This is a genomic window from Allorhodopirellula solitaria (assembly GCF_007859855.1).
Lineage (GTDB): Bacteria > Planctomycetota > Planctomycetia > Pirellulales > Pirellulaceae > Rhodopirellula > Rhodopirellula solitaria.
In genome coordinates, this window is sequence record NZ_SJPK01000002.1 from 212,895 (window position 1) to 234,807 (window position 21,913).

Below are 21,913 nucleotides of genomic sequence, written 5' to 3' on the forward strand. Positions count from 1 at the left end.
CAGCTCCAGTCTAACATTCACTATCACCTCCGACAAATCAATCATTGGATACTGGAGCCATGGAGTGCCGGGATAAAACCGGTTTGGAATAGAGAATGAAAGTTTCTTACGAAGAAGGTTTAGCCAATCACTTCGGCCTCCGGCGGAGGGACGAATGCGGTAACGCGTGCGTTCTAAGCGTCCGTGCAGGGGGAAGCGTAGGCCAGCTAATTGAGCTCCGAAATCAAGTCTTCCATGTGCCGACCGTGTCATGTGCGTCGGGAAGGCAACACTGGGATACACGATATGGCAAGTGTGCCCTGGACATGGCGGAGTCGAAGAACCTGTGCATGCGTGGAAAATTCCAAACGCGAGAACCGGGAGAGCCTATCGGCTCCTGGGGTCAAGCCGTGATGGCTCACCACCAGGACGATCAGCGAACCTTAATAAGGGCAATGCTGGTATGAACGCGGATAGGAAGTCAGATGGGTCCGTAGTACCGTCGACGCGGGTGAACAAAGCTGCGACCGCAGTGGCGGAGTCCGTCGAGGAAAGGGACCTCACTGAAGGGAAGTATTGCCGAATTGGCGTCGATGCTCCGGACTCTGTGCCGGATCAAGTATCAATTAGAGCGTCACGGGAAATCACGACAGGTAGCGACACGATGTGTCGCGATCGTTTGACCCGACGGAGGAGCCGTATGAGTCAAGGCTCACGTACGGATCTGTGCGGGGGGCGGCTGGCAACAGCCGTCCCTACCGCGATCCTTGAAAACCTCGGGCGCACGTTTCCGTCGGATGAGTCATTAAAATTGGGTCTGCGGAGCGTGAAGGGGCCATTTGAAATCCACCGCACCGGAACAAGCACTGAATAACCGTGCGCCAACAAGGTTCTTTTTTGCATCAAACCAGCTACGCATCCGCCGGATGAGCCGTTATCCTGGCGACGCAGAGCCCGGGGGACCTGGACGACAAATGCCGAGACAACATCGACACCTGGATGCTCGGCAAAATCGCGGAGGACAACGCGGTGAAGAAGATGAAATTCTGCAACTCGCCCGCCAGTCATTCTGTCACGGTCAGTCACTCTGTCACTGAAAAGGTGCCTGCCCAATCATTCGCTCTTACTCGGTGGATCTCTATGAAGATTCGATTCTCTTGGTTCGCTCAATGTTATGCCTTTGCGAGCGTGTTTCTGGGGACCGGTTCCCTCCTCTTGGCGCAGTCCCCGATGATGATTGCAACGGGGTGGGACTCTCCCACACCGTCGCGTTTTCACAGCGAACTCGCTGCTTTCGAAGCGTTGAACGTTTTTGACGGGACCACGATTTCACCGACCCGAACACTGTCAAACGGGCGAACGGTTCCATGCCGGAATGCGTTTGTCGATGAGCCTTGGCAATGGGATGACTTTCAAGCGGAGCTCGCCGATCTGCTAGCGGCGACCCCCAGTACGGCGACCGAGAACTTCGTTTTCCTCTACGCCAACCCCGGCGACGTGGATTGGTTCGATGATGCCGCGTGGGAGAACGTTACTGAACACTGGCGACTGTTGGCGAGGCTTGCCAAACAGGGCAATCTACGTGGCATCCTGTTTGACGCCGAGCCTTACCACCCACCTCATTCTCAGTTTCGCTACACCGCCCAGCCCAACGCCGGCGAGTATTCTTTTGAGGAGTTCGTTGCCCAATCGCGGAAACGCGGCCAGCAGGTCATGCGGGCGGTGACCGAGGAGTACCCCGACATCACGATCATGAGCTATCGACTGTTTTGTGACATGATTCCGACGGTCCAAACGGGTGACCTTGAGCAGTCGATCCAGACGCATACCTACGGTTTGCTGCCGGGATTTCTCGACGGGTGGTTGGACGTGGCCCCCGACACGATTTCGATCTGCGAAGGCGATGAAGATGCGTATCGATTCAATAGTGAAGCCGAGTTCAACCATGCCTACACTTCGATCAAGCTGCAGGCGCCACGTTATCTTTCCCCGGAGAACCAAGCGATATTTCGACAGATTTTTACGGTTGGGCACGGGTTGTACCTCGACGCGCACGTCAATCCGCCAGAGTCGTCCTGGTACATCGACCGCGACGGCAGTACCTCCGCTGGACGTCTGCGAGCCAACGCCAGCGCCGCGTTAGCTGCGTCGGATGGCTACGTGTGGCTCTATGGGGAGCGGGCCCGATGGTGGCCTGGGGGAAAGCAGACCGATCCGACTTGGGAAGAGAAGATGCCCGGCGCGATACAGGCACTTCGGCTCGCCCGTGATCCAGTGGGCGTTGCGACCGAACGCCTGGGCTCGATTGAACGCGACGCAAACCTGCTCGCTAACGGCGACATGAAAAATGGTGCGGTTGAGGGATTGCCGGCCCAGTGGTGGGCTTGGCAAGAGGAGACCTCTCATGGCAAGTTTGCCCATCAGCCCTCTCAGGCCACTGCCAACGGCGTGCTGTCGGGGGTGCTGGGCCAAACCCTCGATGTCCAACCAGGGGAATGCTACCTCGCCAGCACGCAGGTTCGTTCATCAGGCAACGGGTTCGCGTGCTTGACAATTGGTTGGAAGTCAGCCGAGGGGAAGTGGCTGCATCGTTCCCCTCACCAACGATTCGGTCCGACCGTTGATAACGGACCAGGCGGTTCTCATCCGTCCGACTGGGCAACCGCAGTCGGTTGGATTCAAGTGCCCGAGGATGCAGGCCAGTTGGTCTTCATGCTCAGCGTCTCAGGGCAGCTCTCAGAGCAAGATGAAGCCGCGTTTCGCGATTGCCTGTTGGTGAAACAACCCAATTGACGTGGTGACCCCTCAGGGTTCTGGTTCATCGGACGTTCGCCACAGGCACTTTTCGAAAACATCACGGACACTTGAGTCATGGTTCAATCAACTGACTTCCAGTGACTGCTTTCGCCGCAGTCGGAGGAGCCATCTATCTCGCATCGATCACATCGGCCATTTCAAAGTCCTGTTGGACGTCTTCATTCTCGGAGAAGTCAAAGGCCTTGATGTAGCTCTTCCCTTCGCCGATTGGCGTTCCATAGGGTGCATACTCTGGATTGACGTTCTCTCCACTGAAGCCTTGAATGCTGACGATTTGAGGCCCGCCACTGAATCCGGTGCCGTCTTGTGCAGAATCAAATTTCCCATCGACGATGGCCGCCGATCCGGCGGCCCCCGAGTTCCCTTTGGAGGTATCGGGTTCAAACATGATCGTGCCATGCTGAACCGGATCACCTTGATAGGTAACATTGCCAGAAATTTGGTAGCGACCGGGTTCTGATGGACCGCACCCGGCGATCACTAACGTGAACCCCGCGAACGCGACGATTCGCAACGAACGGGCAACAACCGACAGGCTGCTGAAACAAAAAGGCTGCCAAGTTCTCATCAATTCAACCCTTCCATTTCCGTCGACGCGCGGCTGGCGGCGGCCCGGTAGGCTGTCATGCCAATGGATTCCGTTACAAACCGAACCGAGCCATCCATCATCCCCATTAAGCATCCGCCTGGATGCTCGGATCCATAGCCGCCGTTGTTAAAAGTCATTGTGAAATTGCCGCTTTTGGCAGCATTGATAGGCCACTTGTGATTCTTGTTCGAGAGCAGGGCAACTCCATTGTACCAATACAGCCCGCGCGTCCAGGCGCGATAGAAGGGATACTTCTGGTAGGATAGTTCGCCGATTCCGATTGTATGGGTTGTGCCATCGAGGATATCAGCGAAGCGAAGTTGACTACGCAAATGAAAGACGCCATCGATGGCATACTCTCCGAACGAGGCGCTCTCACGTGATGTATCCCGCGCATAGGGCTGATTGGACTGTCCATTGGTTCCGATCGGCCCTGAGTTGCCATAGTAGTGATTCGTATAAGTGTTCGCTTCGTTGGATGCGGTGCTAACCGAGTTGACTTGCGGGCCGCTGGGACACAGCAGCGACGCGACTCGGGTGCGTGCCATTGGCATGTTCTGCACATAGTTCCCATCGTAGCGGACTTGGTCAAAGAGGGCCTGCTGTTCGATGAATGGGAGCAGCCGCACAAAAACCCCTATCTTCCCAGAGCCGTCAACGCTCATAGGCGGGAACTGTTTGTTGACGTCGTGATAACTGTGCAGTGCCAGTCCCAGCTGTTTCATGTTGTTGGAACACTGCATCCGTCGAGCGGCTTCGCGGGCTGCTTGGACAGCCGGCAATAGCAAGCCCACTAGAATACCGATGATGGCGATCACCACCAACAATTCCACCAAGGTGAACCCTCGGCGGGGCATCGGACGAGAAGGAAAGTAATTCACTTTTAGACCTCGTTAAAACAGAAATGCGGTGCTCGACAACGGGAGGAGCTGTGGTTGATTGAGGAGACTGGAGGTGAAGGAGGACACCGCTCTCCCCAAAATGGATCCATGCTTTCTCGATGAACGTGCACAAGTTGAAATGGAATGGCGTCATTCGGTTCTGACCTCGTCGCATCTTCACTCTGTGATGAGGCAGCCTAAGGAGAACTCGAGCTCGCGCTAAGAATGTGGTAATGGTAGCATACCTCACGTTCTGGGGTTCGACAGTGAGAATTTCTTTCTTCCTGTGGGTGCGCACCGGCCTCGGTTGCGAGCAGAGACGTCGGCTTGAGGCGACTCGCGACGACGCTGAAGTGAAACACGCGACACCCGGGGAGATCGGTTAGACTGGAAAGTGTTTCACTTCCTATCCGCTCGGAGAGTCACCATGATGCCGTTTAACCGCAGGGATTTTCTTTCGACCGCCGCGACCATCGGTGCGGCCAGCACGTTCGGTGTGCATACGTCGTTGGCTGCAGAGTCGAAGTCGACTGTCAACTTCGCACTGGTGGGTTTAGGAAGTCTCAGCACCAACCAACTGGCGCCAGCTCTTCAGAAAACGAAGCATGCGAAGTTGGTGGGAATCGTGACGGGGACGCCCAAGAAGGAAAAGACATGGGCGGACAAGTACGGGATCCAGAAACAAAACATCTATAATTACGAAACCTACGATAAGATTCGCGATAACGAAGACATCGATGTCGTCTACATCGTGCTACCCAACGGCATGCATGCGGAGTACACGGTCCGTGCCGCTGAGGCGGGCAAGCATGTGTTGTGCGAAAAACCGATGGCGAATTCGAGCGAAGAATGTCGGCAAATGATCGCGGCCTGCGACCAGAACAACCGCAAACTGGCGATCGGATATCGCTGTCAATTTGAACCTCACCATCAGCAATGCATTGAGCTGGCCCGCAGCGAGAAGTTCGGCTCGCTCAAGGCGGTCGAAGCAGGGTTTGGGTTCACGATCGGCGATCCCAACCAGTGGCGACTCGATGCCAAGCTCGCCGGCGGGGGCGCCCTGATGGATGTCGGCGTGTATGCCTTGCAGGCTTGCCGGTATCTCACCGGTGAAGAGCCTCAGTCGATCACGGCCCAGGAAACGAAAACCGATCCGAAGAAGTTTGCGGAGGTTGATGAGACGATCACGTGGACGATGAAGATGCCCAGCGGCGTGAATTGTTTTTGCGCGACGTCCTATGCGTTTCGTGGGGTCAATCGGTACCACGCTTACGCCGACAAGGGCTGGTTCGGTCTCGATCCAGCGTTCAGTTATGGCGGGCTGCGCGGTCAGACCAGCGAGGGTGCAATCGAAGCCCCTGAGGTTGACCAGTTTGCCGCCGAGATCGATGCCTTTGCCAAGTGCATTCTCGAGGACCGTGAGAGTAGCGTCGCCGGTGAGGAAGGGCTGCGAGATCTCCTCGCTGTCGAGGCGATCTACGAAAGCATCCAGAGTGGCCGCCGCGTGGATCTGTAGCCGATGGGGGCGAACTGCCACCGGCTGGGTCTCAAACGGGCGGCCCTGGGTCGCGTTACCGCATCGGGCGAGACGTGGAGGTGACCAGAACTCACTCAGTTCTCGACTTGGAAACCGGATGCTTGCAATTGTACTTCCACCGCTTCGGTGATTGCGTCACCGAGCGTTGCCGGGCCGGGCGTCGCCGCGGACGCTGCTTCCTGGGCGTCGATGTACTGTTGCCGTTCGCGGCTGAGTTCGGCCAGTTTCTTTTTGATTTCAGCACGTTTTTTCGACATCGCTTCGATCCGCTCCACTCGCTCTTCGGGCGTGAGTTTTTGCAGTTCGACAGGAAGTTCTTCCGATTCGAGCTTGGTAATCGCGTCGGCGTCTTCGGCGTAGGTGTCGACGAGATCGCGACCGACGTTGCTGTACAGCGAGCTAGATTTAATCGCCGCTCGACTGCTCAATCCGCTGCCCGCATTGGCATCCTGAGCGGCTTGGTTCGTAGCGTAACCCCGGCGTCGGTCGGCGGCTCCGAACCAGAGGTAGGTCTTGTTGAGCTCGGCATTGAGCTGGATGATGATCTTGTCTTGCGGTGTCTTTCGATGCACGACCTTTTCGTCCTGATTGATATTCAGGAATTTTCCCTCGGCGAGCGCGGCACCGGCTTGCCACTGGCCACGGACGCCCTGGTCGTAGTTGCCACAGTGAATCGTATTGACGATGACGCCCTCGCCAATCGCGTTTTTGCAGGCATCGTCATAGTTCACGGGGCCTTGAGTGAACGGCTCGTTACCGGCGATGAAGATGGCCTGATAGGCGTTCGGTTCACTGCTCCAGTCGAGACGTTTGATGGCTTCGTTGATCACGGCGCCGCAGTACTCATCGCCACCGGACGTCGTCAGGGCGAAGAGTGCTTCGGAGACCTTGTCGAGGTTGTCAGTCAGTGGCACGACTTGGCGAATGTAGTCTTCGGAGGCGGGCAATCCGGAGTTGCCGTACTCAAAGATGGAAACCCTCAGTTGCGGTGTTTTGCCAGCTTTTCTAGCTTTAGCAAATCGCTGCACAATATTCCAAAGCTGGTTCTTGGCTTGATGAATCAACCCATCCATGGAATTGGACGTGTCGAGCAGGATCGCGACGTCGACGGCGGGGCGGTCACCCGTGAAGGGGGCCTGATCGCTCTGGCCGGTTTCGCCACTCGACCCGGGATTGATCGTGATCGTCACGTCTTGAGCGGATGCGGAGAGCGGTGGGGCAAATAGGTTGCAAGCGAAGGCCAGGCTGAGCAGTACCGGCAGGGCGCGAGAACGGATCATGGGACGAGTTCCTGAGAGCGAAAAGAATCGAAGGCGAAGGCACCTTCTATTATTGACGATCGAGGGAATCGTTTATTGGGATATTTTTGCAGGATTTTTCGATTGGACCCGCATTCGACTCGGCATTCAGCGGGCTAGCTCCACGCGATAGCCGTCGCGATTGTCGTCTCGTTGGTAGCGGCCGGTTGTTCCGGGCACGTCGTGGATCCGAAATAGCAGCCAGGAAGGGCTGTCGATTTCAATGGTCTGGACACCTGGGGTGGGCTCGCTGGCATCGAGTTGGGCTAGGGTGATGCGATGTTCAAAGGGAGCTTGGATCGTCAGCCCGGCCACTTTCTCGCTGGCGGCCGGCGGGATGGGCAGAACACAGATTTGCAGCTGTCCGATGGGGTAGCCACGGTGATGGTGAGCGGTGATCCCGGCGGGCGTGCTGACCCAGTCCCGGGCGACGACTGCATCCTCGTCGCTGGGGTGAAGATTCTCTTTCGCGACGATCACACATTCCCCTCGAGCTCGCAATTGCAACCGGCCGCGGGGAAACCAAACGCCCGCCGACTGCCAACCACGGTTCGCGGCAACGTCGACCGAGTGATTTCGGCCGTCATATCGAGGGTCATCGGTCGAGATCGCTACCTGGTCTCGCTGAGGGTCGAATCCAAATTCCATGTCGTGCAACCAGACCTGCCATCGTGCGCGGACGGCGGGCCACTGGCCACTAATTTCGCGAAAAAACTGAGTCGTGAAGGCAGGCGAGGTATCCCCCCCATTCTGTGCCGCCTCAATGAAGGCGGGACGGGTGTCGTCATACGAGGTCAATAGCATCGCGGCGGCCCAGCACCACGTGTAGGTTTCGACGTCACCGTGCAGGTCTGTCGGAAGCTTCAAGACACTCGCGAGGGTCGGCAGTTCCCCCGACTCGCGACGCTCCTCAATGACCCGGTAACGGCCCCAAACCGGTGCATCGTCTGGAGTTTGTGGCAGCTCGTTGATGCGAAACGAGTTCGCCGCTTGGGCAAGCAACCCGGGGCCGCCCTGGAGGCTAGCACCGCGTCCCCCTCGGTGAGTTGCGAGCAAGTCCGCTGTGCCTTCGCTATACCAACTCGGCCCACCGCCGCCAAAGAGCGTGAAGGCAAGGGAGTGAACGCCCTCGTGCAGGATCAAGTGACGATTATAATAGGGCGTCGTTTGATAATGCACCCAGATCGTCGAAGGGGTGGCGAACCCATTTTCAAACGCGGGCAGGGTCGCGGGCAAAACGCCTCGTTGGCGAAACGCGTCGGCGTCTCGCATCAAATACCCGTCGATCTTCCAATGGTCGGCCGCATTGGCGGGAAGCCCCCAAAACGCCAGCCACTGGGGCACGGCAGCGTCAAAGGAGGCAACAACGTCCTCGAGCAAGTTCGCGTCGTCGACGTCGCTCGTTAACCGTAGATGGACGCCCTCGCGCACGACCGGTTCAGCCGCGAAGAGAGATGCGGCAAATGATGAGACCAGGAGCAAGCAAAAGACGCCCCCGATCCGCAGACAACGCGATTGCCGCAGTCGCCGATCTCGGTCGATGGCAGGATCGCGGGCAAGCGGCAATCGGTTTCGTTGGGAGCGAAGCATTCCGAGCGTCTGGGGGCGTGTCGCGTCGCTACCGAGCGGCGTGATCATAGAGCGAGTGCTTCTTCGGCGAGTTGACGATAGTGTGTGCGGTCGATCGGACTGAGCGGTGGCAGGTGCCGACGGCTGCGACTTTCCCGCAGGACATCGTACAACCCGGCGACCGTGCGGGGGCGAACCATCTCGCGAATGATCCCCGCTCGCAGCGACTCGTCACTCCAGCGTCGTTGCCCGGCCCAGCCCAAGTCGATAGTTTCGCGACCGCTGTGGTCAACATCGAGATCTCCATAGAGCAGCTCGCGATGAACCACGCCCTCGATGTTATCGATACCACCGATCACGCCATATCGATCAGGCTTGATCGCGGCTTCGTCGGCCCTCGCCTGCAGTTCGGCTTCGTTGAGCCCCGAAAGGTCCTCCTCCGGTTCGCTGGGCATGACCGCTTCGGCCACTCGCGGCTGCGGATCGGTATAGATCACCATCGGAACGTCTTGGGCGACACGAATGCGGCGAACCAAATCGATCATTTCCACACCCGAAGCGTCGACGGGTCTGCGTTTGCAGAGAATCAACCGCATGTCCTCACCGAGGGCGGCGACGTCCTGCAAGCCAACGGCCGTGGAAACGAATTGGGCCTCCACACCGGCCTGGTTGGCCAGGGCCTCGAGTTCCGCTCTGACGTCGGGGCGATTTTCGAGCACGATCGCGATGGGGCGATCGCTCAGCTCGCTCATCTGTTGCCAGCGCTGTCGGACCCGGTGACTACCCGCATAAGGCTCGGTCGGTGCCAGTCGCGCGATCGCAGCAGCCGCTTCATAGCGAACGCGTGTGTTGGCGTCATCGATGGCCTGAACCAGCGGGGAGACTTCGTCGCCAACAGGAAGCAACCAGGCGGCTGCGGGGACATTGGGCTGGGGTGAGATCAGCCGCAGCCATGCCAGGGCCGCGGGTTCATCGCCCGCTTGGGTTGCTGTGTTCAAAGCATCGAGAATAAAATCGATGTCAGACACCCCCGGCAAGGTATCAAGTGCGGGCGCTAGCACATCGCGGCGAAACGCCGCCACCTGTTTTTCGTCTCCCCAGTCGGGATCCGCCACAACGTCATAAGAGACCATCGCAGCGAGCTGGGCCGCGACGCTGCGATGCTCATTGTCGCCAATGGCGACGAGTCGTGCTGCGGCGTCCGACGCATCTCGGAACTTCAATACCCAATCGGGAATCCGTTGTGCCTTGACACCATCGCGTTGGGGATTCATCACCCAAACATCGGCACGACCGAGTTCACGGACGCTGAGCCGAGCCTCCTGTGCAGCCTCGGCGAGTTCGGAACGCAGCATTTCAACCACATCTTGGCGAGAAGGGCTGGTCACGGATCGATTGGCCAAGGCATCGGCGACGAGCGTGGCGGCGGGATCGGCAGTCGCCTCGTTATCGGCAGGGGGCGTGCGGTACAGGGTCATCAAGAGATCGTGGAGGAACGGACTCTTTTCAATTTGACCATTGGGTGCCATCCGAATGAGTGCTGAGGTCGCGCCGGTACGTGATTCGGTGGTTCCATACAACGCGATACGCCGCAGCGCCTCCGGTCCCGAGTGGTCGTCAATCTGCAGCATGGCCCGCAGCCAGGCGTCTCGTTTGCTGGAGTCATCCGTGGAAACGATCGCATGCACCAAGGCAGCGACGGAGGCGTCGCCACCAGCGAAGAGTGTTCGGATCGCCGGTAGCTTTTGGTCTGCGTTCGGCTGCGCCAGGGCATCAATTGCCTGGCTCAGTCGGTCGGGAGCGACAAGGCTCTGGCGACGCAGCGTGAACAGTTCATCGAGCGTCTCCACGGAGGCCGGTGTCATCTCGGGGCGATTCGCAATCTGCAGTCGCTCGGTCGCGGTGATCTGTTCGGCGACCGCCGTTTTCTGCTGTTCATTGAATCTGCGAGCAGAGATTGAGCTGAGCAATTCCTCGACAGCCTCCCACTCCCCCATCCGGGCCAATGCTGAAACGGATTGGCCGAAGTCCGTGGGACTGCGTTGGGCGCGGAGGATCGTCTGTTCGACGGCGGGATCTCTCGGTTGGATCATGCGTTCGACGACGCTCAAGGTCAACGGCGACTGCGCCTGCGCGCCCGCGTTGGCCAGGGCGGCGGCCAACACGATGGCGGTGAGGGATATCCGGACGATGACGCGAATCATGAAAGACTCGTGGTATGAGAAGGAGGATCGATCTCCTCCAGTCTAGTCTCTTGTCGGCACAAGGAGAACAATTGATCGACAAAGTGAGGCAGGCCCGCCAGCCTGATCGTTACAATCGGTGGGGTTATGCTGGTTCGGGATAGCGATCAGCTCACTCGGTCGGTGACCTCACGATGCGGCTGTGTGCGGATCAGCACATAGATTGCGGCGGCAATCAGGTCGGCGGTCGTGCCTGGATTGAGGCGGTTGCCGTCCGCTCGCAGTACCTTATCGAAACGGCGGATGCTCTCGACACGCTGCCGTTCACCCTGCCTCGCCATCGTATCCAAACACTCCTTGGCGAGGCGGGCCACGCGGTCTGATTCGGCTTGACCACATTTCCTGGCGATCAAACTATCGCCCGAGTCAGCGATCAAGTTGATGTGAGCCAATACGATCCCGCTGAGTAAATCGCCGCTGGAGGCCACGCTGTGCTGGAGTGCGGGCACGACGTGTTGAAACAGATCGCGAAAACCGCCTGCGTACTGAGCAGCGATTCGATCACGAGACGCGGCGAGTCTCATCGCGGCGAGGATGTCGTAGGAATCCCGATGGTTTCCGTTAACATCGAGGGGGTGGTCGTTCCCGAGCGACGCGTCGGTCAGGCCGCCCGCCCCCGCACCTGAAATCGCACTGGCGATCAAAGCGCCTTGGTGAGGGTCGATGCGAGCGACCTGTTCCGCGGTCTGCGATTGCCACATCGTCAACCGCTCGCTGTGCGTATGGGTTCGGTCGCGCTGCCAATCCGGTTCACTGCTGAGCAGCGGCCCGAGCAACAGCAGGATACCGAGGTTCACGTTCGTGCCGGTGGCAACCACGGAGGCGGTGACAGCGGAATGAATGACGGCCCCGACTCGATCGACGTCGGACAGGTCCGCGAGCATGCTGGCCGTCGCGTCGGCAGCACTCACAAAATGGGTGTAGTTTAAATCGTGGAAATGGGCGGCAGGGTGTACGTTGCCAACCTTGGGGGCGGTCGCTTCCAAGACGCACGCCATTCGGACCGCGTCGACTCGGCGCGCTGCCGAGGCTGCCAGTAAACACCAGATAGGAACTCCGTCCGCGACCGACTTGGGCTCATTCACGCCGCGGCCTGCTCGGGAAGTCCCAGCGACGACAAGAACGTCTCCATCGTCGCAAGAGTTTCCTCTGGGGCATCCTCCATCACGTAGTGACCGGTTGTTTCCAGCTCCTGCACTTGAGCGTGAGGCCAAGCCTGTTCAAAACGACGCAAACATTCTGGGCGGAAGCACCAATCCCTCATCCCCCAAATCAGTTGGATCGGGATGTTCGCAAAATCAGGCAATCCGGCTTCGAGTTTTTCCAGTTCCGAATAGGTGGGATGGCTCCGGTGCATCGGGATGTCACGAACAAAGCGATCAATGGCGACACGGTTCGCCCAGTTGTCATACGGCGCCAGCAAGCCGTGGGTGGCATCGGCCGATAGTTTCGTTCGCGACATGGCCATCGTGACCGCCGCGCGTGCGAATAGGTTCAGACCGCGGACTGCGGGCGTGCCGACGAGTGGCCAACGACAGGCCGCGATCCGTTGGGGCATGTAAGGTGGCGGAAACGCGGCGGTGTTGAGCAGGGCGATGCCGGAGAGTTTCTCTCGACGCTGATGGACAGCGGACAGCCCGATCGCGCCGCCCCAGTCATGGGCGAGCAGCACGATGTTCTGTAGGTCGAGCTCATCGATCAGACGCACCAGGTTGTCACGATGCGCCGCCATGGTATATGGAAACTCGTCCGCGGTCGGTTTGTCACTGCGGCCGCAGCCGAGATGATCGACAGCCACGACCCGGCAGCGGGATGAGAAACGCTCGATCACGCGGCGATAGTAGAAACTCCAGGTGGGATTGCCGTGCACGCAAAGCAACGTGGGGAGAGAATCACCCGACCCTTCGCCGCTCGAGGGAGGCGCCTGGTCGATGTACCGCAAAGTATGGCCACCGAGAGACAGTTCCTTCGAGCGATACGGGAACAAATCCATCGCGAGCGACGAGAACTCTTGCTCGTGTGTTTCCGTTTTCAAGGCTTTGGCATCAAAGAGGTCGTGGAAATGGGAGGCTGCGTGAGCGAAAACCTACCTGCCCGCCTCCCCATCTGCAATAATACAGGAACGATTCACCACCTCCCCACCCCCGCAACGGAACCGACGGATGTCCAATCGACCTGTGAAAATCATCTCCGCGATCCACTGGCGCCGCCGTGCGGTGCTCGCCCTCTTGTTGGCGGTGTTCGCCTGCGGTCCTGCTCTAGCACAACCGCCGGGAGAATCGACTCCACCAGAGAGCTCCGAAGCGGCCGATCGGTCGGAGCGAGACAAGCAGGACGCACGTGGCAAGCGGATCTCTCGTTACTTGACTGGCGCGACCTTCACCGGGGCGTTCACAATGGGGCAGCAAGAAGACGTCGCTCCCAAGGAAGAATCCTACACGATCACGTCCTGTGAACCGCTGGCGGAAAAAAATCGGTATCGTCTGAAAGTGAAGATTCGCTACGGCGACGTCGATGGTGAGTTCCCCATGGATCTCGACATTCTGTGGGCTGGGCGGACGCCCGTGATCACGTTGGACGCGATCGCGATCCCGGGTCTTGGCACGTTCTCCGCTCGCGTTTTGGTTCACCAAGGTCGTTATGCGGGCACATGGCAACACGGTGAGAAGGGCGGCCATTTGTTTGGGAAAGTCACACCAGCGGCGAAGTAGTTCGCTGCATCAATTTCGCCTCGTCCACGGCGATGCGAGCAAGGTTTCATCTACCGCTTGCCTCGTTTCGGACTCAGGCGGGGCCATGACCCGTCACAATCATTTTTTCTGAGAGAGAGCGTCATGGACGTGATTTTAGTTTGGTTAATCGCGACGTCCGCTTCGATCTTGGCATTGGTGTGGGCGTGGCGGTTTCATCATCAGATGATGTTGGCCGATGAGGGGACCGAGCCGATGCGGGCGATCGCCCAGAGCGTTCGGGAGGGTGCCGCCGCCTATCTTCACCAGCAGAACAAGGTCGTCACGGTCGTGTTCTTGGTCGTGACGGTTTTGTTGAGCGTAGCGGCGCTGTGGCTCAACGTGCTGTCGGTGTTCACACCGATCGCATTTCTGACCGGCGGGCTTTTCAGTGGTCTGTGCGGCTGGTTCGGAATGAAGACAGCGACTCAGGCGAGTAGTCGCACCGCAGCGGCGGCCAAGGACTCACTCGACTCAGGGCTGCAGATCGCCTTTCGCAGTGGCGCCGTCATGGGGCTGACCGTGGTCGGCATGGGGCTTCTGTATCTCTGTGTGTGGTTCGCCATCCTGTATTACTTTGTGCCGCTGATTGGTGGTGAGGAGGCGCGGCTGAGCCTGCGTCAAATTTCGATCACGATGCTGACCTTTGGAATGGGGGCGAGTGCCCAGGCATTGTTTGCCCGGGTGGGCGGCGGGATCTTCACCAAAGCCGCCGATGTCGGTGCGGATCTCGTCGGAAAAGTGGAGCAGAGTCTCGCCGAAGATTCACCGCGCAACCCGGCAACGATTGCTGACAACGTGGGCGACAATGTGGGTGACGTTGCCGGCATGGGCGCGGATCTGTACGAGTCCTACACCGGCTCGATCCTCGCTGCATCGGCCCTCGGTGTGGCTGCCATGAGCCAACAGGGTGTGTTGGGCGAAGGCGGTGACGCGGAGGCGGCCCAGTTGCAGGCGATGCTGCTGCCGATGGCCATTGCTGCAATCGGCATTGCCTGCTCGATCGCGGGCATCTACGCGGTCAAGACAGACGAATCGCTGTCGCAGAAGTCGTTGCTGAAGGCGTTGGCTCGCGGTATCAATCGCTCGTGCCTGTGGGTCATGATCGGGTCGGTGGGAGTCGCGATGTGGTTGATGCCGCGGGTGCCCGGCACGCTGCTCTTGGGCGTCGTTCCCGGGATTGCCGTTAGTGTGATCGTGGGATTGATGGCGGGATGGCTGATCGGATGGTGGACGCAGCGGGTGACGAGCGACGAGTACGCGACGACGCAGCACCTTGCCGCTCAGGCGGAAACCGGTCCGGCTACGATCATCATCGGCGGCGTCGCCGATGGGATGATGAGCGTTTGGCTGCCGATCGTGATCATCTCATCGGCCATGTTGTTGGCATTCGGATTTGCCAATGGTGGCCACTTCAACGACGTCACCCGTTTTTCATTGGGTTTGTATGGTGTGGGGATTGCCGCGGTCGGCATGCTCAGCACGCTCGGGATCACCTTGGCGACGGACGCCTACGGTCCCATCGCCGACAATGCCGGGGGAAACGCCGAGATGGCAGGGCTCGACCCCGTCGTCCGTCAACGCACCGATGCACTGGACAGCCTCGGCAATACCACTGCGGCAACCGGAAAAGGGTTCGCGATCGGCTCGGCCGCTTTGACGGCATTGGCGTTGCTAGCGGCCTACGTCGAGGGTGTCCGTGATGGTTTCGATCGCTGGGGGCGGGATGTCGCGTCCCAGGTCACGGGCGAGGGAAGTTACAAGATCAACGAGAATTTGCTGGTGGAGAAGACCCCCGAGGGGACGCAGACCTATTTGATCCTACCGAGTCGGCCACAGACAACCGAGCAGACGGCAGAGCAGGCAGCGACGTGGCGACAGCTCGACGCCCTCGAGCCGATTGCTGATGGCGTGCTGGCCTCTTCGGTCGCCGGCCAGCGAGTCGATATCGCGCATGCTACTCTGCAGGACTTTCTGCATTACTTCGATACCACTTTGATGAATCCGCGTGTGCTCGTTGGAATTTTCTTGGGGGCGATGAGTTCGTTTGTGTTTTGTGCGATGACCATGCGTTCGGTCGGCCGCGCCGCCGAGGGGATGGTTCTGGAGGTTCGTCGGCAGTTCACTGAGAACCCCGGTATTCTCGACGGGTCGGTCACCCCCGATTACCAGCGTCCGATTGAGATCAGTACCAAATCGGCCCAGCATGAAATGATCCTCCCGAGCCTGTTGGGATTGCTGCTGCCGATCGCGGTCGGGCTGTTGCTTGGCGTGGGCGGCGTGCTCGGGTTGCTGACGGGGTGTTTGACCAGCGGCTTCTGTCTCGCCGTGTTCATGGCCAACAGTGGCGGGATGTGGGACAACGCGAAGAAATACGTCGAGGCGGGACACCATGGCGGTAAAGGCAGCCCCGCTCACAAAGCCGCAGTGGTGGGTGACACTGTCGGCGACCCGTTCAAAGACACCAGTGGTCCGAGTTTGAACATTCTGATCAAGCTGATGAGCATGGTCAGTGTGGTCGTCGCGGGACTGATCGTCAGATACTCGCTGGTAGCCTACGAGATCTTCTAGCCGTTCGACTAGCGTTTGCTAGGCAGGTCCGACGGCCGCAACCCGGTGCTCATGCTCTCGAGCTGAGAGGACACGACCGTCAACGGGTCAAGCCGCAGTGTCAGACTGCGAATGGCCGCATTGGCAACTGGTTTACCGTTGAGATCCGTTTGCCGGAATCGGGCGGGGCGTCCAGGGACGCCAACGATGGTCACGAGGTCTTTGGCGATCGCGTATCCACACTGGTCCGCGGTCGCCTCGGACAATCCCTTCTCGGTCCGCGTGCGAAAGACGATTCCACCGGATGCTTGCACCTCGATCGCCATTTTCGACTGGGAACTTCGCGCGGTCTCTGCAAAGCGTGATTGCCGAACCGCCACGGTTGGATCGACCGCCAAGCGAAGTTGATCACAATCGAGAGTCAATTCGTCTTCGTCGAGCAAATCCATGTTCGAGGCATGAAAGCGACTGTCGAAATCCGGAACAATCTTGCGTCCGATTCGCACGCCACGATCGAAGGTCAGCGACCGTGCAATCAGGTCACCACGCATGCCATCCTGATACACCAAGTGCACACCGGTGATTGTGGGTTCGGGCATTGGGCCCGGTGGTGTGAGACTGGCAGAACGCATGCCCGCGTACTCCGCCTCGATCATCCCCTCGGTATGAACAGCTGCGCGGGAAGCTCCACCGCTGACGGTCGCGACGTCCGCGCTGCGAGGCGGTTTGGGAGGAGTCCGGAACCATCCGCGGTACGATCCAGCCCCCGGCGCAATGACTTGTCCTTGAAGCGGCGAAGCGTCCGAAGGATGAGCTGATCCACCCGTTGGAGCTTGGCCGGGAATCCAGCTCAATTGGGAGACGACCATTTCGTGCCGAGATTCACGAACGCCATCGGCCGCGAATCGATTGACATGAAGTTCAACAGGTTGATCCGATGTCTGCCGCAGCGATACCTGTGAAAGACGGGTGGCTTTGAAGGTGCCTGGCGACCGCAGATCAACCGGGGTTTCCAGTGTGAACGTCAATTCGTCGCCTTGCATGGTCAACTCGCTCGGTTCTTGTCCCTGAGCGATCGCGGCTTGTAGCAGCACGCCTCCACCGAGCGTGGCGACACGTCCGTCGAATGTCATCGATCCTCCGAAACGACCCCGAGGACTCTGCGTCCAACGCGTCTGTTTGCCGGGATCATTCATGCCGCGAGCCGCGCCCGTGGTGCCTCCGGCTAATCCGTTACCCAGCGCGTCATTACCCAGGGCGGGTAGGAATGCCGTGGGAACGACGAATTCACCCGCCGAAGGGATCCAGATATAGTTGTCGTCGGGACGAACTTGGATTTCAGGGCCCACGAAATAGCCATCGCCGAGCTCGAGTCGAGCGGGCACCTGCGACTGGCTGCCCAATTGCAAAACGTCACCGCTGCCACCGCTATCGCGTAGCCGCAGTTGATCTCCTGTCATTACCGCTGTCATCGTCTTGGCGGTCGTGGCTGGATTCGCGGCCACGCTGGCAGCCCGTTTTTCATGCAGTTGCAGAGAATGAGTGACTTCCACATTCCCCACGACACTCAGGTCGGTAGCGGTCAGCTCACCGTCACCGAAGGTGAGCTTGGCGGTAACCTGATCACCTCGGATGGTCGCCGGAGGTTGATTGACGGCAGACTTCTGCTTGGACTGTGCAACTTGCCCTCCGTGTCCCGGCGGCGTGCTCGGCGCAGACTCTGGCTGAGAGACCCATTTCCGAATCGAGGAACCTTCGGCGACGTCGTCCTTGGGTTGGGGCGACTCGAGGCTTTGTTCGAAGAACAGGTTCATCTGTGGCGTGTTGGCGTGCAGGGAGCGAGAGCGAACACGCACATTCCCGATCGCAGCGAAACGGTCCGGGAACCAGCGTTGATCGAGGCTCCCCTGTTGGGCTGGCGTGCCGTTCGTGGCGGGTGTCGCGGACGGCTCAATCGGCTTGATGACGCCTTCGATCCGATCGGTTTCGAAAGAGCCCCCATCGGCCAAGAGGCTGCGGATGGCGCCATCGCACCACACGCCGAAACGCACATGCAGGTTATCCGTGGTGGCCACATCGAGCGGTGCCACCCGCAGACTGTCCCGCCAGGCGAATGATTGGAACACCGAATCGAGAGCGACATAGTCCACCTGCCCGCCGCCTTGCACCTCGACCGACCCGAGTTGCTGAGGCAGTTTGGGGTCGAATCGATAAACGATCTGCGACAGCGTTGCATGCAGGTCGCCACGGCGAATCTTCACCATCGACTCCGCCTCGCCCACAGTCGACGGTTCATCTCGTTGGCCAGTCGTTGGTGCAGGACCCGATCGAGCGCGGGCGACCAACCAACCCTTCAAGGGATCGAACAAGATCTCACCGGCGGTCAGGTCAAATTGTTGCGAAGTCATCGACAAACGGAGGGGGTCGCCGGTGGCCTCGATGCGATCGATCCAATCCAGTGCGGTGGCCCGCTCGCGACTCGAGTTGAGCGGATCTCGCAATGTCAAGCGAAGCGAGTTGCAGTGAAATTGATCCAGGTCGGGCGTGCCAGTTGGGATCGGTGTCGATGAGCTATTGCTTCGCTCGGCCTGGCGGTAGACGGAGTGCGTTGGCGTGGTGCGGGGCGATTGATGGATCAAGCGGACGTTGCGATCGAGCAAGAGCTGGTCCATGGCAAAGTCGTATTCAATACGTCCATCGCAGTGAACCTCCACGACGCCGCGATCCTCGGTATCGTCGGGCGACTGAGGATCGCCTCCCTTGCCGAGCGGGAGGGTGAGTTCTCGCAGATAGATCAGCTCCATGCGGTCGAGCGAGCGGGCGAGGTTCGACTTCGACGTTGGGCTGCCCGTCGAGGCGGCGAGGTGCAATGTCAGGTCGCGGCCGACCATGACGGCGCGGCCCACCTGCATCTCAATCGCTTCGGTCGTCCATATTTTTCGACGATCGATACCGACGTTCGCGGTACGAATGTCGAGTGTTTGGTCATCGCCCGAGGAGTTCGCCGCAAGGCTGAGTTGGTATGCCGACAATCCACCGCGTCCCTGACCCGAAGTTGCGTTGGGCATTTCAGCGGCCGGATCGGCGTCAGCGGCCCCGTTTGCTGCCAGTGCTGGGTTGGCCTGAACTCGCTGGATATGGACGTCACCGAGTAGTTGGCCTCGCTGGATCGTCGGTGCCACGCCGCTCATCACATCGAGTGCGGCGCTGAACTCGATGACGGCTCCCTCGGCCGCTTCGATCAGGATCGGTTCGCTCGACGCATCGGCGGACAATCCCCGGCCGATGACCATCGTGATCGGCCAGAGACGCCACTTTTTGCCCCCATCGCGTTCGTCTTTGTTCTGTTCCCAGTTCTGAAACAGCAGCATGCCGTCTTGGGTCTTCAAACGAATCGCCCGGCCCCGCTGCCAGGCATCGGCGGGATAGAGGTCAGCGAGGGATTGGTCGGTATCGGTCAACGGCCGCTTTGCGATCGGCGCATGCTCGACCTCGGGCGGCTCGAGCCACTTCGCCGCCGTGAACTGATAGCCGCAGGCAGCGACAACGATCACGGTGAGTCCGATGAGATAATCGCGAAAAGGGCTCGCCATCACTCCTCTTTCGCCAAGTGTTCTCGCCATCGATCCCCGCCACGTAGCAGACGCTCAATCAATTCTCGTAGCGCGCCCTCTCCGCCGCGAGCACGCAGCGTCCAATGGGCCGACTCACGAGCGTCGGTGGCAGCGTCATCGGGGGCGGCTGCCAATCCGACTCGCCGCATCACCTTGATATCTGGCAGATCGTCGCCGATGTAACAAACCTGTTCCGGACGAACCCCCATCGCATCCATCATCGACTGGGCAGCAACCCATTTGTCGCTGGCGCCTTGACACACATGAGCGATGCCAAGTTCCGCAGCCCGGTGGGCAACCAACTCACTTGAGCGGGCTGTGATGATGCCGAAATGAAATTCGCTTCGCATCCAAAGTTTGATTCCGAGTCCATCGCGGACGTGAAACGACTTCAGTTCTCGGCACGGAGCATCTTCAGCGGTGAGATACGTGATCCGTCCATCGGTCATCACGCCATCGACGTCCGAGAGAATGCAGGTGATACCAGCAGCGAACTCCGCGTCGCTGTGCAGCCGTTGGGATGGGGTGAGCGGTGAGGTCACGATGCTGGTTTCTCGTCTTGGTTCGCGTTCATGGGGAGGATCGCCGATCCGTGATCGCTCGTGCTCAGGTCTCCAGCGGCGATCAGGTCGGTGATATCGATCATTCCCACCGGCTGCCCATCCTTGCTGACGACGGGCAGTTCGCTGATATGTCGCTCGGACAGAATCGCGACAGCTTCGGCGAGCGGTGTGCCGCTTTGAATCACCACGGGCGTTCGTGTCATGACGTCTCGGACGGGGCAATCGAGGCTGTTTTCCTGACGCCGCTGCAGCAGTTTGACCAAATCACTATCGGTGAAGATGCCGCTCAGGCGTTGGGTGCTGTCAATCAGCAGGACCGCGCCGCTACGACGCTCAGGGGATTTCCCAGCGATGGCTTCGCGAACGGGCAGTTCATCGGAGGATACCCGGCACTCATGCATCCCCCGCATCACATCATCCACACTGCAGAGCTTGCGGCCGAGGGCGCCGCCGGGATGGTACTTTGCAAAATCCGAGGGGCTGAAACCACGCAGACGCGAGGCCAGCAGAGCGATCGCATCGCCGACGGCCAGCATCACGGCGGTCGTCGTGCTCGGTGCCAATCCATGCTGGCATGCCTCGCGGTGTCGGCCCATCGGGACGACGAGATCAGCGAGTTCGGCCAGCGGATTGGTTTCGTCCGCGGTGATCGCGATCAGCCCGGCGGCCTGAGTTTGGAGATATTGGCAGGCCCGCACCACTTCCTCACTGCGACCTGAATTCGAGAATGCGATCACCCAATCGGTCTCTTGGACACGACCTAAATCGCCGTGAATCGCCTCACTGGGATGCAGGAAATGCGATGGCGATCCCGTGCTGGCGAGGGTGGCAACAACTTTCTGAGCGATCCATCCGGCCTTGCCAACACCCGTCAAGACAACCGATCCCTGGCACGTGGCTACCTGCTGGGCCGCCTCGGCGGCAGCGGAAGAGGCGTATGTGACCGCGTCGCCGATGGCCCGGGACTCGGACATCATCGTGTCGCGGATCATGCGTACCTGTTCCAACTGCGAGAGCGAACAGGCGGCGGGCGAAGGTGTGACCGGGGCGGCGGCAGGACCGCTTCCACGCGAGGGGGTTGGTTGGGGCGACACGGCAAGCATCCATGCGGAACGTGCGAATTGGCTTCGCGGAGACCGCGAAGAGTACCAGGGCAAAGCTACTCCAACGGATCGACTGGTCGCAAGATGAACCCAGACCTGTCAGATCACCCCCCGCACCGATGAGTTTCACGGCCTGAATGTGCTCTTGAAAATCTTTGCGTCGATCGTCGGTTGCGTTGGCAAATGGATAGCATCCTCTATCGGCTGTGGGACGGTCCTTGAAATAGGGAAAGCGTTTTGCTCGGCGGCTTCTTCCAAACCAGAACCGCTAACAACTCGCCCCTGCCAAGCGAAAGCCTGTATATGCCAGGGGGCGAGAAAGAGACCTTCTCAATGAAAATCAGTAGGCCTTGTCAGCGGTGCCGGAAGTTGCCCGTTTGCCCAACATATTGGGTTGAACTTATGGGCGCCGCCACCCGATAGGTACGGTAGAACCAGTTG

At 59.4% G+C, this 21,913-nt stretch carries 14 protein-coding genes; 4 read left to right on the forward strand and 10 right to left on the reverse strand.

The window, feature by feature from the left end:
* The first annotated feature begins 1,119 nt into the window (after positions 1–1,119).
* Positions 1,120–2,772, forward strand: coding sequence for a hypothetical protein (locus CA85_RS04180; protein ID WP_146390063.1), 1,653 nt, complete (start codon positions 1,120–1,122; stop codon positions 2,770–2,772).
* 133 nt (positions 2,773–2,905) lie between these two features.
* Here CA85_RS04180 and CA85_RS04185 read toward each other — a convergent pair whose 3' ends face one another.
* Both CA85_RS04185 and CA85_RS04190 read right to left on the reverse strand, forming a co-directional pair.
* The gene (locus tag CA85_RS04185) at positions 2,906–3,364 is read right to left on the reverse strand and encodes a hypothetical protein (RefSeq protein WP_146390064.1); all 459 of its coding nucleotides are present in this window, start codon (positions 3,362–3,364) and stop codon (positions 2,906–2,908) included.
* The gene (locus CA85_RS04190) at positions 3,364–4,266 is read right to left on the reverse strand and encodes a DUF1559 domain-containing protein (protein WP_146390065.1); all 903 of its coding nucleotides are present in this window, start codon (positions 4,264–4,266) and stop codon (positions 3,364–3,366) included. Before CA85_RS04190 ends, CA85_RS04185 begins: the two co-directional genes overlap by 1 nt.
* A gap of 427 nt (positions 4,267–4,693) precedes the next feature.
* Here CA85_RS04190 and CA85_RS04195 point away from each other — a divergent pair, with 427 nt between their 5' ends.
* Positions 4,694–5,782: a Gfo/Idh/MocA family protein gene (locus CA85_RS04195; protein WP_246112487.1), complete on the forward strand. Its 1,089-nt coding sequence runs from the start codon at positions 4,694–4,696 to the stop codon at positions 5,780–5,782.
* 95 nt (positions 5,783–5,877) lie between these two features.
* Here the strand turns inward: CA85_RS04195 and CA85_RS04200 are convergent, their stop codons facing one another.
* The 5 genes from CA85_RS04200 to CA85_RS04220 all read right to left on the reverse strand — a co-directional run bounded on the left by CA85_RS04200 (position 5,878) and on the right by CA85_RS04220 (position 12,906).
* A complete protein-coding gene (locus CA85_RS04200; RefSeq protein WP_146390066.1) occupies positions 5,878–7,083 on the reverse strand; it encodes a VWA domain-containing protein in 1,206 nt (401 codons plus the stop codon).
* Between the two features lie 126 nt (positions 7,084–7,209).
* Complete coding sequence (locus CA85_RS04205) at positions 7,210–8,739, reverse strand: hypothetical protein (protein WP_146390067.1); 1,530 nt, start codon at positions 8,737–8,739, stop codon at positions 7,210–7,212.
* The gene (locus CA85_RS04210; RefSeq protein ID WP_146390068.1) at positions 8,736–10,874 is read right to left on the reverse strand and encodes a hypothetical protein; all 2,139 of its coding nucleotides are present in this window, start codon (positions 10,872–10,874) and stop codon (positions 8,736–8,738) included. The genes CA85_RS04205 and CA85_RS04210 overlap by 4 nt, the downstream gene beginning before the upstream one ends.
* A 146-nt stretch (positions 10,875–11,020) precedes the next feature.
* Entirely contained in the window at positions 11,021–11,998 is a 978-nt protein-coding gene (locus tag CA85_RS04215; protein ID WP_246112488.1) for a triphosphoribosyl-dephospho-CoA synthase, read from the reverse strand.
* Complete coding sequence (locus tag CA85_RS04220; RefSeq protein ID WP_146390412.1) at positions 11,995–12,906, reverse strand: alpha/beta fold hydrolase; 912 nt, start codon at positions 12,904–12,906, stop codon at positions 11,995–11,997. The genes CA85_RS04215 and CA85_RS04220 overlap by 4 nt, the downstream gene beginning before the upstream one ends.
* Positions 12,907–13,075: 169 nt before the next feature.
* On the opposite strand from CA85_RS04220, the gene CA85_RS04225 reads away from it, so the two are divergent.
* On the forward strand, positions 13,076–13,624 hold the full coding sequence (locus tag CA85_RS04225) for a hypothetical protein (RefSeq protein WP_246112490.1): 549 nt from the start codon (positions 13,076–13,078) through the stop codon (positions 13,622–13,624).
* A 123-nt stretch (positions 13,625–13,747) separates the two neighbouring features.
* On the forward strand, positions 13,748–16,213 hold the full coding sequence (locus CA85_RS04230; RefSeq protein WP_146390069.1) for a sodium-translocating pyrophosphatase: 2,466 nt from the start codon (positions 13,748–13,750) through the stop codon (positions 16,211–16,213).
* 8 nt (positions 16,214–16,221) lie between these two features.
* On the opposite strand, the gene CA85_RS04235 is transcribed toward CA85_RS04230, so the two are convergent.
* The 3 genes from CA85_RS04235 to CA85_RS04245 are packed head-to-tail and all read right to left on the reverse strand — an operon-like array spanning position 16,222 to position 21,472.
* On the reverse strand, positions 16,222–19,785 hold the full coding sequence (locus CA85_RS04235; RefSeq protein WP_146390070.1) for a hypothetical protein: 3,564 nt from the start codon (positions 19,783–19,785) through the stop codon (positions 16,222–16,224).
* Positions 19,785–20,348: a KdsC family phosphatase gene (locus CA85_RS04240; protein ID WP_146390071.1), complete on the reverse strand. Its 564-nt coding sequence runs from the start codon at positions 20,346–20,348 to the stop codon at positions 19,785–19,787. The genes CA85_RS04235 and CA85_RS04240 overlap by 1 nt, the downstream gene beginning before the upstream one ends.
* The gene (locus CA85_RS04245; RefSeq protein WP_146390072.1) at positions 20,345–21,472 is read right to left on the reverse strand and encodes a KpsF/GutQ family sugar-phosphate isomerase; all 1,128 of its coding nucleotides are present in this window, start codon (positions 21,470–21,472) and stop codon (positions 20,345–20,347) included. The genes CA85_RS04240 and CA85_RS04245 overlap by 4 nt, the downstream gene beginning before the upstream one ends.
* Positions 21,473–21,913 lie beyond the last annotated feature (441 nt).

Coding starts and splice junctions, on each gene's coding strand:
- CA85_RS04180 (WP_146390063.1), top strand. CDS start 1,120: ATGAAGATTCGATTCTCTTGGTTCGCTCAATGTTATGCCTTTGCGAGC.
- CA85_RS04185 (WP_146390064.1), bottom strand. CDS start 3,364: ATGAGAACTTGGCAGCCTTTTTGTTTCAGCAGCCTGTCGGTTGTTGCC.
- CA85_RS04195 (WP_246112487.1), top strand. CDS start 4,694: ATGATGCCGTTTAACCGCAGGGATTTTCTTTCGACCGCCGCGACCATC.
- CA85_RS04200 (WP_146390066.1), bottom strand. CDS start 7,083: ATGATCCGTTCTCGCGCCCTGCCGGTACTGCTCAGCCTGGCCTTCGCT.
- CA85_RS04205 (WP_146390067.1), bottom strand. CDS start 8,739: ATGATCACGCCGCTCGGTAGCGACGCGACACGCCCCCAGACGCTCGGA.
- CA85_RS04210 (WP_146390068.1), bottom strand. CDS start 10,874: ATGATTCGCGTCATCGTCCGGATATCCCTCACCGCCATCGTGTTGGCC.
- CA85_RS04220 (WP_146390412.1), bottom strand. CDS start 12,906: ATGGATTTGTTCCCGTATCGCTCGAAGGAACTGTCTCTCGGTGGCCAT.
- CA85_RS04225 (WP_246112490.1), top strand. CDS start 13,076: ATGTCCAATCGACCTGTGAAAATCATCTCCGCGATCCACTGGCGCCGC.
- CA85_RS04230 (WP_146390069.1), top strand. CDS start 13,748: ATGGACGTGATTTTAGTTTGGTTAATCGCGACGTCCGCTTCGATCTTG.
- CA85_RS04235 (WP_146390070.1), bottom strand. CDS start 19,785: ATGGCGAGCCCTTTTCGCGATTATCTCATCGGACTCACCGTGATCGTT.
- CA85_RS04245 (WP_146390072.1), bottom strand. CDS start 21,472: ATGCTTGCCGTGTCGCCCCAACCAACCCCCTCGCGTGGAAGCGGTCCT.